At 52.1% G+C, this 13,432-nt stretch carries 13 protein-coding genes and 2 tRNA genes; 5 read left to right on the plus strand and 10 right to left on the minus strand.

The genetic code is table 11. The annotated features are described in order from the left end of the window. Positions 1 to 74: 74 nt before the first annotated feature. Together GWK76_01700 and GWK76_01705 are read left to right on the plus strand one after the other, a co-directional pair. On the plus strand, positions 75 to 536 hold the full coding sequence (locus GWK76_01700) for a hypothetical protein (protein QHU92037.1): 462 nt from the start codon (positions 75 to 77) through the stop codon (positions 534 to 536). A 2-nt stretch (positions 537 to 538) separates the two neighbouring features. Beyond that, positions 539 to 763, plus strand: a complete 225-nt coding sequence (locus GWK76_01705) for a hypothetical protein (protein ID QHU92038.1) — start codon at positions 539 to 541, stop codon at positions 761 to 763. A 17-nt stretch (positions 764 to 780) separates the two neighbouring features. On the opposite strand, the gene GWK76_01710 is transcribed toward GWK76_01705, so the two are convergent. Further along, on the minus strand, positions 781 to 1,056 hold the full coding sequence (locus GWK76_01710; GenBank protein QHU92554.1) for a hypothetical protein: 276 nt from the start codon (positions 1,054 to 1,056) through the stop codon (positions 781 to 783). A 211-nt stretch (positions 1,057 to 1,267) separates the two neighbouring features. Between GWK76_01710 and GWK76_01715 the strand changes: the two genes are divergently transcribed. Beyond that, a complete protein-coding gene (locus tag GWK76_01715; GenBank protein ID QHU92039.1) occupies positions 1,268 to 1,699 on the plus strand; it encodes an NUDIX domain-containing protein in 432 nt (143 codons plus the stop codon). Here the strand turns inward: GWK76_01715 and GWK76_01720 are convergent. The 7 genes from GWK76_01720 to GWK76_01750 form a co-directional block, all read right to left on the minus strand. Next, entirely contained in the window at positions 1,680 to 2,186 is a 507-nt protein-coding gene (locus tag GWK76_01720; GenBank protein QHU92040.1) for a hypothetical protein, read from the minus strand. The two genes, GWK76_01715 and GWK76_01720, sit on opposite strands and share 20 nt — an antisense overlap. 1,530 nt (positions 2,187 to 3,716) lie before the next feature. Further along, a tRNA-Glu gene (locus GWK76_01725) sits at positions 3,717 to 3,791 on the minus strand. 43 nt (positions 3,792 to 3,834) lie between these two features. Next, the gene (locus GWK76_01730; GenBank protein QHU92041.1) at positions 3,835 to 4,209 is read right to left on the minus strand and encodes a response regulator; all 375 of its coding nucleotides are present in this window, start codon (positions 4,207 to 4,209) and stop codon (positions 3,835 to 3,837) included. A gap of 12 nt (positions 4,210 to 4,221) precedes the next feature. Further along, positions 4,222 to 5,778, minus strand: a complete 1,557-nt coding sequence (locus tag GWK76_01735) for a hypothetical protein (protein ID QHU92042.1) — start codon at positions 5,776 to 5,778, stop codon at positions 4,222 to 4,224. Next, positions 5,730 to 6,869: a DUF3048 domain-containing protein gene (locus GWK76_01740; GenBank protein ID QHU92043.1), complete on the minus strand. Its 1,140-nt coding sequence runs from the start codon at positions 6,867 to 6,869 to the stop codon at positions 5,730 to 5,732. The genes GWK76_01735 and GWK76_01740 overlap by 49 nt, the downstream gene beginning before the upstream one ends. 82 nt (positions 6,870 to 6,951) lie before the next feature. After that, a complete protein-coding gene (locus GWK76_01745) occupies positions 6,952 to 8,391 on the minus strand; it encodes a glutamate--tRNA ligase (protein ID QHU92044.1) in 1,440 nt (479 codons plus the stop codon). 66 nt (positions 8,392 to 8,457) lie between these two features. Continuing rightward, positions 8,458 to 9,402: a DUF4367 domain-containing protein gene (locus GWK76_01750; protein ID QHU92045.1), complete on the minus strand. Its 945-nt coding sequence runs from the start codon at positions 9,400 to 9,402 to the stop codon at positions 8,458 to 8,460. A gap of 88 nt (positions 9,403 to 9,490) precedes the next feature. Between GWK76_01750 and GWK76_01755 the strand changes: the two genes are divergently transcribed. Further along, positions 9,491 to 10,978: a PEGA domain-containing protein gene (locus tag GWK76_01755; protein ID QHU92046.1), complete on the plus strand. Its 1,488-nt coding sequence runs from the start codon at positions 9,491 to 9,493 to the stop codon at positions 10,976 to 10,978. Between the two features lie 36 nt (positions 10,979 to 11,014). Here the strand turns inward: GWK76_01755 and GWK76_01760 are convergent, their stop codons facing one another. Then, the gene (locus tag GWK76_01760) at positions 11,015 to 12,451 is read right to left on the minus strand and encodes a sortase (protein QHU92047.1); all 1,437 of its coding nucleotides are present in this window, start codon (positions 12,449 to 12,451) and stop codon (positions 11,015 to 11,017) included. Positions 12,452 to 12,561: 110 nt separating this feature from the next. Here GWK76_01760 and GWK76_01765 point away from each other — a divergent pair. Next, positions 12,562 to 12,648: transfer RNA gene (locus tag GWK76_01765), tRNA-Leu, on the plus strand. An 82-nt stretch (positions 12,649 to 12,730) separates the two neighbouring features. Here the strand turns inward: GWK76_01765 and GWK76_01770 are convergent. After that, entirely contained in the window at positions 12,731 to 13,390 is a 660-nt protein-coding gene (locus GWK76_01770; protein ID QHU92048.1) for a hypothetical protein, read from the minus strand. Positions 13,391 to 13,432: the final 42 nt, after the last annotated feature.

The raw sequence follows: 13,432 nt of genomic DNA on the forward strand, positions 1-13,432 counted from the left end.
GCGAGATCGTTTCAGGGAACTCGGTATGGTCATTAAAAATGGCGAGGTGTATTTGCCGGATTTGGAGGAGCGCGATGTTTAATCTGCGAAAATCGGACTCAAAACTCTACGACCAAAACACTTTTGACGACCAGTTTATGCGCGACTTACGAAGAGCCCGAAAAAGCGTTATTATCGAAAGCCCGTTTCTCAGAACTGCCCGAGCTGAAAGATTCATCCCGATATTTCATCGGCTCAAAAAGCGTGGCGTGGCAATATTACTTAACGCCAAACCGCTTGAAGAATACGACGAAATATACAAATTGCAAGTCCAAAAATCTCTAATTTTGCTACAATTCGCGGGTGTCGAAGTTCTTTTTACAGTCAAACATCACCGTAAATTAGCCATCATTGATAGGCAGGTTATTTATGAAGGTAGCCTAAATATTCTCTCATATCACGATAGTTGTGAGATAATGAGAAGGACAGTATCTGTGATTGAAGCAGAAATGTTGATAGATTTTATTGGCTTAAATAAATTTATGGAGGTGAAATAATCATGAACGACGAGAACACAATCAAAGATCTTCACCTGTACGAAGACGAAGAAACGATCCAGAAAACGATCCACTACCTGGAGCTTCATGACCCAGACAATGCAAATCGCGAATACGCAGTCGGATTTCTGAAATTCATGCAAAGATTTGCGCACGTCGCTAGCAAGAGTGAGGACTTTGATTTTGAGGGGTTTTTGGAAAAGTATAAAGGCACCAAAAAAGAGTAATAGCCTTTTGCTACTACCTAGCAATCATCTAACCTTGTATGCAATAAGGATAGCACGCTTAAAGCATCCAAACAGTGTTGCTCGGTAATGACACCTGTCGCAGACAAGTCATTGTGTGTTTCGTGAGATAGGGGATTTCGATAGCCGCTAACGATTCCCGCAGACAAGTACCTCTGTGCAGCCTCGAGACTTTTCTTGGTTTTGTTATCAAAGGGAGTTCCGTCTGAACGGGTTGCTGATTGCGCAATGTGTAGCATGGCCTCTTGTGGGTTTTCGCTAAACACTTTCATCATTAAAGGGCCTTCGTCTAGCTCACTGATCGTACGAGATTTGTCTGGATTTTGACTAATTGACTTAGCCCTAGGTAAATATTAGCAGAGTTTTAGTTGAATGTCAAAACATTGCCCGGATAAACGCCCTAAGCGTAAGTCATTTAAAGTACCTCGTGAAATTTATGCTGTGTTTAAGAAAATACTAACAACCCTGTGCTATACTTAGACACGCATGGCTTCAAAAAATATTATTCACCGTTATAGTTCAGGAGGGGTTATCGTTAAAGATAACAAAGTTCTTATAATCGAATCACTGCAGCCAGTCAAGGAATATTCTTTTCCTAAAGGCTCTATAGAGCCCGGAGAACGCCGCCGTGACGCCGCCGTGCGAGAAATACTTGAGGAAACTGGATACCACACAACGATCCTAGGATTTATTGATACTCTAATATATGAATTCTCAACAGACGATAGCCACGTAGTAAAAGAGGTTTCGTACTATGCCGCGTCTATTAATGACTCAGTACCTCGACAGCAGCAACAGCTTCAAACAGGAGAAGATATACGCCCCTTATGGGTCAGCTTGCCAAAAGCTTTTCAGCTCCTCACCCACAAAAACACGAGACAACTTCTTGCTAAGGCAATTAAAATGTACCGTCATTGAAGCAACAGCTGCCTACAGACTCCTCTACGGTGTAATGCGAGAAAAAGTAATTTGCTAAGATAAATATAATACTTCTATCATCTGGAGACATGGAAGTAACATTAAAAACAGTCAGCAGCCTCAGGGATATCATTACGCATGCCTCTCTATTAATTTTGTTAAGGATATTCCTGTCTATACCTTTGATATAGCACTCCATATAATCACGAATTATTATTTGACGCGATGTATTGAGTTTTACCCACACCCTACCGTCAGTATGAGTGATTTCTTTAGATCTGCTTAGCGGATTAGGTTTAGGTTCTGCCCATTTCGCATACGATGGTCCAAAATAATTTCCTCCACACATAATGTGATGGATAAATGTTGATATGTCAGTAGATAGCCTGTTCCATCCAGCCGCCTCAAAATCAACAAGGTAGCCATTTTGAAAGATATTCATATCATGAACATCCCCTTGAGAGGGTATAACATATGTATTATTCATGTTTTTTGCATATCTTTAACATATTTCTTTACCGCATAAAGCAGGTCGTCTAGGTATATAGACGATTAAGCCGTTCACGCTTTTTAGCGACTCATCCGCACAAAATTCCTCGTATTGTCTCAAAAGTTGCGGCGATTCTATCATATGCAATCGATTAATATAAAAGCTTTTCGTGCCTCCAGCTTTAATATGAGACCAAATACCCATTGTGTTTGCAAGGCTAGACAGGTCTCTGAAAAACTCAGACATATCTATGTCCGCGTCACTACGAAGAATGTGTATCAAATCGATTGATCGCTTTACACGAGGTGGTGGTGATTACTATTCTCCGCTCAAGCGGCAGTTGACTAAGCTTGGTATTGCACTTGAGGATATGTACGGAGTTATTGGTAAGCAGCAAATTAACACTCTTGAGCATACCGGGTTCAAATATTACTGGAGTGAGTTTAATCCAACACAAAAATCTGAGTATCTGGAGGCTGAGCGCGCCAAGGACGAGATGCGCGCTGCGCATGTTTATACAAACCCGCAAATTGCCGATGAGCTTAATTCCATGGGCTTTCGTTCTCGCGTGACGATTGTACGTGACAAATACGACCGAACGAAAATTAAACGACAGATTGGTGGCCGAAAAATGACCGCCAAAATGATTGATCAATACACCGGCAAATTGGTATATTGCGGTATTATTAAAGAAAAATGGACACATGATAAGCCAGTTAAAGCGCAGTTTGATGGGCTCGTTAGCGTGGATTTATTCAACGAAGCTAATCGCGGCCGAGTCTTCGTGGAGGTTGATAGCCGTGATAATATCACTATTAAACGTAAAGCAGTTCCAGATCATTTGAAAAATAAACAAGTTTATAACCCAGATTATCCATATAAGCAGGTAGTTGCCTGTCCTAAATGCGGTAAGACACTATCTGGTAGCGCTCGTGGCAAGCTAGGTAAACACTATCCAGCTTATCACTGCAGTCGCGATGGTCATTACTTCCGTGTGTCGAAGCCTGAATTTGATAAGACGATAGAAGACTTTGTGAGGGCTATTACTATCAAGCCAGAGTATGTTGACGATGTTATCGCCGCTATCGCTGAATTGTGGCGCGAGCGTCAGACTGGGCAAATTGATGCTAATCGGCAGCGCCTAGAGCACCGCGAGAGCTTGCAAAGCCAAATCAAGGCAACCGTTAATCGGATGCGTATTGTCACAAGCGAGACGGCCCTAAAATATCTTGAAGAGGATATTGTTAGCGTCGAAAAAGAATTAGCAGAGCTGGATGAAGAAATTGCTAGGCAGCCGAATTTACAAGCCGAATTTGACCAAGTTTTGCAATATGCAAAATATATTTTGGAACACCTGCCAGAACTACTACTCGACCTCTGTAATCCACTGCGAAAAGCCGCCTTTTTCGGTGCTATGTTCAACAAACTTCCAACCTACGAACAAATAAACTTTGGAACCCACAAAAACAGCTCGCCACCAGAGGTAAACGAGCTGTTTCAAATCCGAACGGAATATACATCCCTGTATGGTGACCCTACCGGGAATCGAACCCGGGTTGCTGGGATGAGAACCCAGTGTCCTAACCGCTAGACGATAGGGCCGTGTAAGCTACCGGGTCATTATAGCATGGTTAGCTGGGGGCGTCTAGCCCATCTTGTTGACGACGTCGATCAGCTTGCGGGGTGTGATGTCGGCCTTGATGAGGTAGCCGTCGACGCGGTTCATGATGGCAGATTTGGTGGCGTCGTCTTGCTCAAAGTTGGTCATGATGAGGATTTTACTGTTGGGGATCAGGTCGGTGTCATCAGAGCGCAGCGCGTCCAAAATTTGGTCGCCGCGCTGTTCGGGCAGCATCAAGTCAAGGATAATCAAGTCAAACGGCTGACTCCGGGCCATGACCAGCCCGTCATTACCATCGACCACCCAAGTCACGTCATAGCCAGCTTTTTGCAGGCTGCGCACATACATCTCGCCGATAAAACGGTCGTCCTCGACGCACAAGATTGTTTTGATCGCCATACTTCCCTCCTCTTATCCTCGATACATAGCGTGATTTTTTATCCAGCCACCGCCTTGGCGGATCAGATTGCGATTGAGCTGTCCGTCCTCGAGCAGCTTGTCCTTGACGGCGGCATACACCGGCACGGTAAACGAAAAGACCGAGCCTTCGTTCTCTTTGGAGCGCGCGGTGATGTGGCCGCCGTGACTCTCAATAAAGGCCTTGCAGATGTAGAGGCCGATGCCGGTGCCAGAGACGGTTTCGCGGCTGCGATGCGAGCGGTAGAATTTGTGAAATAGATTTTTGACGACGCTCGGCGGCATACCGACGCCATTGTCAGCGACAGAGACTTCGATAACATCGCCCTTTTGTTCGGCACTGACCGAGACGGTGCCGCCCTCAAAGCTGTACTTGATGGCGTTGTCGATGAGGTTGGAGATGACCTCACTGATGCTGGAGCGGTCGGCAGCGACGGTTGGCAGGTCGGAGGGGATGCTGATATTGAGCAAGCGGTGCTGCGTCGATGCGCGCAGCTGCATGTCGTCGGCGATCGAGCCATAGATGTCGGCGAGTGAGTCCTCGGCGAGGTGGATGCTAAGGTGGTGGCGGTCGAACTTGGCGACGTTGAGAATGTTATTGATATAACCAGACAGGCGGTTGGCAGAGACCGTCAGCCGTGCCAACAGCTGCGGCTCGTCACCCTTGAGTCGGCCGGCCAGCTCCTCGGCGAGGACGTCGAGATAACCGCGGATGATGGTGATCGGGCCGCGGAGTTCGTGGGCGGCGAAGGAGATGAAGTTGAGGTCTTCTTCCTCGGGGAGGTACTGGGCCGAGCGGTCGATGAGGATGATGACGGTTTCGCCGGGTGCGTCTTTTTGGTAGGAGGCGATGATGTCAAAGAAGCGAGTTTTTTTGAAGGCACCGTTGGTAGTGGCAACGTGGCGCCAGGTACGCTCGGCGGAGACTTGGCAGGCGTCGGCGTCGCTGAGCCAGGCGTCGAGCGACTGCTCGTTGAGAAAATCCAGCGCCAGATACGGCTGGCCGTCGGCGTCAGTGGCAATTGGTGCAGCCTTGTTGGCGGAGATGATGCGTTTGGTGGGATCGAGGACGACGACGCCGCAGCTGGTGTGATTGAGCGCTTGGGTCAGCAGCGCGTCGGGGCTTGGCGGCGGGGCGGGTTGAGTCGGCTCGTCGTAGATGAGTTCAAGGACGGTCTTGAAGCCGGTTTTGGCGTGTTGCTCGGCGTTCGGGTTTGGTAGCGGCGTGGTGGTGCGCTCGCCGCGTTTATGGATCAAGGCAGTCAAGATATTATCCAGTGGCCGACCGGCAATGATGGTCAACATGGTCGAAAAAAGACTGCCGACGATGAAAATCGTACCAGTAATTAACCAGAACGCTGGGTGATTCCACGAGGTAAGACCAGTGATATTGAGGACGACACCACTGATGAGCGCCACCGCCATCTGCCCGGCCAGTGCACAAGCGAACAACATGCGCCGGTGGTATCGTCGAAAGCTGCAAATTGACGTGCCGCCAGCTGTCATCGCCACGTGACGGATCCCCGCCCGGGCGTAAACACGCCGATCCATGTTTGGCCGCGACCCAGGGTAAAGTCTTTGCCATTTTCGTCAAGCAGTTTGAGCGGTGCGGTGAGGCTATCTTTCTTCCAGGTGATGGCGGTAGCGGTGCCGTTCTGGAAGACGGTCGCCTTGCCCGAGCCAATGGTGACGGTGTCCTCGTAGCCATCTGGCCCGACGCGTCGCTCGAGCGGTGCTTCGAGAGCGATGACCACGCGTGGGGCGATCTGGCCACCTTCCCGGTCGGCGTGCGGTGCGCCAGCTAGTGAGCGTTTGTAGGTGTTGGTCGCTTTGTCATAAGCATAGGCGGTATTGTAAGTGCTGCCGCTAAAGTTGAGCTGGATAGTGGTGGCATTTGGTGTCTCGACCGGCTTGCCATCACCACGCTTGAAACCGGTAAATGATGATTCTTTGAAACCTTTACTAGCATTCAGGGCGTCAAGTTTCTCACCGGATGTGTAGACATTGTGTGGGGCGCGGCGGTCGCTGGCTCGCCAATAACTGCCGCCATTAAAGAACTGGTCGATGTCGCGGTAGCCGCTGCTGCGGACGGTATCGAGAGCGTTCGGGCTGCCGCCGACGTGGGCGATGGAGGCTTGGTACTGCGCGCCCCAGCTGAGATAGTAAAGGCGGAGGCTACGAACTGGGCCGATGAGGCCGGGCTTAGCGCCCTGATAAACAGCGAGGAAGCGCGTGATGCCACCCTCGGCGACGGCCTCATAGACGATACCGGCTCCGGAGAGGCCGGACTGTGGGCGAGCGTCGGGGCTGTTCTCGATCATGACGCCAGTGACGGGCTGCTTGGTGGCTGCTTCATCAGCGACTTCGAGACCGGTGAGTGGTGAGTAGAATTTGGTTGGCTTTTTCTTGGCAGTGAAGAACGGTAGGCCGCTATCGTGCTGGACGGAATTGATAGCGACGATGAAAATACCAGCGATGACCAGCGAGGTAGTAATCAAGACGATGGCCCACAAGTGCTTTTTGCACCACTGGACAAACGAGCGTTTTTTGGCCGGGGCGTTTGGTGACGCATGATCGGATTTAGCTGATGTTACCGTCGGTTTTTGGGCCGCGGTGGCTGGGCGAGGATTCTTGATGTGCATGGGTTTAGTATAGCATAAGCGGCGTGTTCGGTAAACGGAGCGATGCGCTCGCTGATCGAAGTATTTCGGTATAGTATGATGGCTATATTACACCCGCCGAGAACGCGGCGATTCCCCGCTCAAGCCGGGCTAGTGTACGCTCGCGGCCGATCAGCGCTAGCGTGTCATTCAGCTGCGGGCTGAACGGTGCCCAGGTGATGACGATGCGGATGAGACTAAAGAGAATGCCAGGCTTTTGGCCGGTGATTTCCAACAGTTCGTTCAGCCGGATCTGGACTAACTCTGGTGTCCAGTCGGTGAGCGTGGCGAGCTCGTGGCGGGCAGTTTCTAGTAATTCGCATCGCTCATTCTCAGATAATTTCTTGAGTTGTTTGTTGCTGTTGATGAGCTCCATGTTAATTTCAGGCTCCGCAAAAAAATAGCCAAACCCGCCGAGATCACGCAGGGTTTTTAAGCGGTCTTGCGCTAGTGCTAGGACGCGCCGACGATACTCCTCGTCCGCCCCGGCGGCACTGTCCGGCCAAAAATCATTAACCCGCTCGGCCAAATCATCCAGCGTCAGCGAGCGGATAAACTGCCCATTTGTCCACAGCAGCCGCTTTTCATCAAAGCGAGCGCCCGAGCGCTGCACGTGGTCGAGGCTGAACTTGGTAATTAGCTCATCCATGGTAAAGGTCTCTTGCTCGGTGCCGTCGTTCCAGCCCATGGTGGCGATGAAACTGTCCAGCGCCTCTGGCAGATAGCCGTCGCGGATATAATCTAGCACGTCTTTGGCGCCGTCGCGCTTGCCTAATTTCTTGTTGCCCTGCTCGTTCATGATGTGCGGTAGATGGGCGAATATGGGCCGCGGCAAGCCCAGCGCTTCGTAGAGTGCCAGATAATTTGGCATGCTGGAGATGAACTCTTGGCCGCGAATAACGTGGGTGATATTCATCTCGGTGTCGTCGATGATGTGGGCAAAATTGTAGGTCGGGTAGCCGTCAGACTTGATGAGGATGAAGTCGTCAACTACCTCGGGGCTGGTGGTGACGTCACCCATGACCTCGTCGTGGTAGGTATAGCTTTTGGGCTCAGCCTTGAAGCGCAGCGGCATCGTGCCGTCCCACTCCGGTGGATTGTCGGGGCGATGATCACGGTAGCGGAAGGCGCGCTTCTCGGCCTGGGCGGCGTCGCGAAACGCTTGGATTTGCTCAGGTGTGTAGGGATCAGCGTAGGCACGGCCGGCGTCGATTAGTTTCTGCGCCCACTGGCGGTAATGGTCTAATCGCTGGCTTTGGATGTATGGCCCGTATGGCCCACCAATGTCCGGGCCTTCGTCGTAGTCGAGGTGCAGTGCCTTGAGACTGGCGATCAGATGCTCGCGGCTGCCGGCAACTTCGCGGACCTTGTCAGTGTCTTCGAGGCGCAGGATAAATTGGCCGCCAGCCTGCCGGGCGACGAGAAAAGCAAATAATGCCGTGCGAATGCCGCCAACATGCAAAAACCCTGTTGGCGAGGGTGCGAAACGAGTGCGTGTAGTCATGGGGTGATTATAGCACGCGGGCGCGGCGCTGGTAAACGTGAGGGGTGTGCGTGCTTACGGGGCTGATTATAAACTAGTGGCGATTTTGGTGACTTGCTCGCTTGACAATGCCCCGCCGAGGGTGATCTGATAGAGGACGCCGCCATTGATCCAGCTGGCCGTCCGGTCGGTGCTGTAAATAGTCAGACCGCCGGCGGTGGTAGTTTGGACGTCGCCGCCGTCGGCGGTCAGGGTCTCTTTGAGGGCGGCGGAGTTGAGTGAGCTTTTTTGCTGGGTGATGGTGTAGGATTGGCCGCCGTCAGCGTAGGCAAATTTCATGCGGACTTCCCCGCTCTTGAAGGTAACCGGGCCGCTCAGGGCGTAGCCAGTTGGTCGGTAGCCGGGATATTTGGCGTTGATGCCAGATTGGATAGCGGCAATGCGAGTGGAGATGTTAGGCATGCCGAGGTAGGTGAAATAGCCACCGATCAGCATGATGGCCAGGCCGACGGAGGCGACTTGCAGCCAGCGACCCATGCGACTCTTTGGTTTTTTGGCGCGGCGCGGCGCTTTTTGCGGGGTGGTGGCGCGCTGCAGGGCTTCGGTGATGGCTTCATGCTTGAGAACGGCGGCTGGCTTGGGCGCGAGGGTCGCAGGATGCTGTTTGGCTGGAGTTTGATTTGGTTTAACGATACGAGTCGAGTGATGGTGTGATGTGGCTGGACTGCGGCGAGTTGCAGTTCGGGTGGTCTGATGAGGCTGCTGGGCGGCGCGAGCTTGGGCGCGCACCATGGTCGGGTGCGGTTCGGCAGGACGGTCACGCTTGGTTGGTTGCAGCTGGACACTCGGCACGCTCGGCGCAAATTTATTGACATGAACACTCATCGGGACGGAGGTGTCGCGCGTGATGTCGAGGCGACTGGCCAGGCGACGCTTGGCGTGCGATGGTGCGGCAACATGGCGGCGACTGAGCGTCGTTGATTTTTGGCCGGCAGTTTTGTGGACGGTTTTATGGATGATTTGTTTGTTCATGAACCCCTCGTATTCCTAATGCTTATATTTTATTGTACAAAGAGGACATGCTTTTTGCAAGGGGTGAAATGTGGTATAATCTCTCATTATGTATCGAAAACAAAAGCGCAGTTTAGAGCTCGCCCGCAGGACACTGATTTACACAGTTATGGTACTGGCGGTGTGTATATTGGCGTTCATTTTGATTTTTCATACGCTTGGCTATCAGCTGAATCTTAAGACGCAGACGGTTGAGCAGCGGGCGCTGGTGCAGTATGATTCGCGGCCGCAAGGCGCACGGGTGTTTGTCGATGGCATGGAGCTCGGCAAGACACATATCAAGGGCATGCTTCCTGAGGGGCAGCATCAATTTTCCATGCGCCTGGATGGCTATGACGAGTGGCGCAAGGTCGTCGAGGTTAAGGCCGGGACACTGACCTGGCTATCATATGCGCGGCTGGTGCCGAGTGAGCGGGTGGTGAGTTCGGTCAAGGAATTTTCGTCGCTGGCCTCGGTGCGATTTTCGCCAAATTGGCGGTTCATGCTGGGTGTGATGCAAGCGACCGATGCGCCGAAGATCGTCTGGGGCGATTTGCGTGATTCGGATAAGCCAAAGTTTAATGAGGTGACATTGGATACGTCGGTGGTGGCGGGCTATGGCGGCCAGGCGACGACGCACACATTCAAGATCGTTGAATGGGATTCCGGTAATCGCTACGCCATTCTCAAACACACCTACGTGGTCGAAGGCCAAGGCGAAAAAGTCCAGTGGCTGAAAGTCGACCGCGAGAATAAGACAGTGGCTGACATCACGAAAGTGATCGGGCTGGAACTAAAAGATGTGCGCTTCCTCGGTGAGAGCGGCAACGAACTATACATACTACAGTCGAGCGGCGAACTGCGGCGAGCGGACTTAAACGCAGCGACGATTTCTGCGCCGCTGATCAGTCATGTGCAGTCATTCTCGGTGTATGGTGCGGATTATATCACCTACGTCGGGACAAATGGTACGAGCAAGCTGCAGCTGGCGGGAATTTGGCGCAAGGACTGGACTGAGCCAGTGGTTGTGCGGCGACAGACTGAGGCGGAGGCTTCGACGCCGTTGATGATCAAGTTCTCGCGCTATGATAATAAAGACGTGCTGGTGGTTGGCGTCGGCTCGGCGGTGACGCTGCACATGGGCGCGGCGCTGGACGGGTCGAGCTCGTCAGCGTCAAAATTACTTGGTCGCGTCAAGTCGATCGCTGCCGGTAAACTACTGACCGAGCTGGATCTGAGCGGTACCGGGCGGTTCGTCTTGATGCGAACGACGGCTGGCTTTATGAGTTATGATATTGAGCGGCAATCGATGTCGCATGATACGGCACTGCCGACGGGAACGACGCTTGATTGGCTGGATGATTATCACGTGTGGAGTGTTGAGGGCGGCAAGCTGGTGATGCGCGAGTTCGACGGCGCTAATCAATCGACGATGCTGGAGGCCAGCGAAGGGTTTGATGCGTCACTGTCGCACGACGGCGACTGGCTGTATGCTTTCCGCCGAGCTGATAACGGCACGGTGACGATGTCACGGCTACGGATGACGATCAAGCGCTAAGCGCTAATTTGAATCTTATTGTGCTTTTATCGTGCTTTATTCCTTGGCGCCAAATAATCGTTCCAGTAGTGTTGGTGATGGCTTACCCGGGATAGCGGCGGATCGAGTGGTGACTGGCTCGGTTGATTTGGCAGCGCCAGATGGGTCGGGGCTGATTTGCTCGGCAAAGACCAGCAGGCGTTTTTCAGCAGTGCCAAGCGGTACACAGCTGATCAAAGTGAGCATCGGCTTATCGGTTTGAATTTGGACACGGCTGACCTCGTTTGGCATAACGACTTCTTTCTTGGTGACGGCGTAGGTGTAGCGTTTGCCCTGGTAGTGCATGTAGATGATGTCGTCTTTGACCAGCTTTTCGTTTTGAGCAAAGACAAACTTGTGGTCACCGGGCGCAAAGGCATCGTTAGACGAATGCGCCGAGAATACAGCATTGCCAACTTGGCCAGGCACGGCGTTCGCGCCAGCGATCGCGAAGTGAGCAGCGCCCTTCTCCATTGCTTTCATTTGAGCGTTATGGTCGGCCGCGTTAACGCCATAAATGACTGGTACATCAACGTTGAGTTTAGGAATGATCAGCCGTGGGTCGGGGCCGACAGTGGTGCTACTTGCTGGATTGACGATGATGTTTTGTGGATCAACATTGCCTGGGGTGGTATAGGCGGCGGCGATACCAAACAAGACGCGGTTGTACTGCAAAAAGACGAACGCTAGCAGCACCAATACACCTGCCAGTGCCGGGATGAAATGGCGTGACTTGGTGACTTTTTTGGCCTTGTCGCGGACGGTTTGCTGGATCTGGGTACGGAGGCGCTTGATGGGGTTTTGGGCGGACAACATATCGGTCATGGCCGGCGCGGCGGCGGCGTTAGCGTCGCGAGCAGACTGGACCAGCCGGTCAAATTCCTGTTGCTTTTGGTCAAGGTGTGAGGCATAATAGCGCTCGTAGTACATCTGATAATATTTCTGCCAAGAGCTGTGGTACTGCTTCCACTGATCAGCGGTGATTTGCGGCTGATGAGCGGGAGTTTTGGCCGGGGCGGTCGGTTGCGCCTGTGTGGTTGGTGGCGCGGCGGTGGGCTTGTCCGTTGACTTGTTCGCTGGCTGGGGCTGAGGTGACTCGGTGATGTGAGCGGGATGCTCGGGAGATGGCGCTGTGGCTGGCTGGGTCGGTTGAGCTGCCGGTGGCGCGGTGTTCAGGGCGTGTGGGCTTGGCGTGCGCGGTGGCGGCGTGACAGTAGTACGCTCGGTCGGTTCTGGATGTGGCTGCTCCGTGGGCCGCGGCTGAACCACCGGCGTGGTGTGTGGCGTGGACTCGGTGCTGCGACCGCCATAGATAGCATTAATTTGATCACGAATAACATTAGCGGCAGCAGCTTGCGAGCCAGAATAATCACGTGGTGGCGGCGTCAGTGGACGAGGTTGACTCGAGATTGGCGCTCCCACTCGCCTGCCAAACTGATCGTCATGTGGATTCATCACCCCTTATTATACGGGAAAACGTCGGAAAGATAAAGTATCCGGGCTCTTGCTGATGTGGTAGCGGCCGTGGTATAATTACCCTCGGATGACTTGGGGCGTTCTCTCGTGCCGCGGTGGCGGAATTGGTAGACGCGCTAGACTCAAAATCTGGTGAGCATTAGCTCGTGCCGGTTCAAGTCCGGCCCGCGGTACCAGAGGTCGCCTCAGTTTGTTTAATTTTATTCCCGTTTTGTAGCGGGAGTTTTATTGGTGGCAATACCTTATGAGAAGCTAATGTTAAGAATGAGAATGATGTCCGCACCCTTTCTTCTCTGGCTTTTGTTTTAGTGGCGGCAGAAGCATACAGTCAGCAACCTGTAGATCGAGAGAATGACCCTCATTACTAAAGTCAAACTCGATGAGGGACTGTTCATTAAATTCTCTCCCCGAGAGATTGTTCTGCGTGATACCGCCAACGATGACGGTTGGGTCTGTCGGTAGCATATTTTCTGTCCAGCGAATCACATGCCGTCTACTAATTCCCCTGGGAATCTTGGCAATGGTGACGTGTGGCTTGAATTTTTTATGGTGAGGAGTGGTAGCCCCTGCTTCTATAAATGCTTGCTTGATACGTCGTCTTTCTTCCCGCGGTAAAGTTTGGCTGAGGTCATTGAATACCAGAGTGAGTGCACACTCTCCTAATATACGAGCGCCAACTACATTGAGCTCAAGGCTCTTTTGTGATTGTTCCGGTAGGCGGACCTGCAGTCTAGACGGATGTAGAATCTTTGGGTATTCTCGTGCACCTAGGATAGTAAGATGACGCTCCTCGGATTGCGTTGGTTGTATGGGGTTGTCATTCAGTATACTAAATCGTTCCTGTATCTCTTGAGCAAAATCTGGATCTGATAGAGGAAATTCAGTCACAGGATGGTAAATCAGGCATTTTCGTGACATAACTATCCTTGTTATACCGCGTAGTCTATAAATCGTCAAGAG

This window comes from Candidatus Saccharibacteria bacterium oral taxon 488, from assembly GCA_010202465.1.
Taxonomy (GTDB): domain Bacteria; phylum Patescibacteriota; class Saccharimonadia; order Saccharimonadales; family Saccharimonadaceae; genus Nanosynbacter.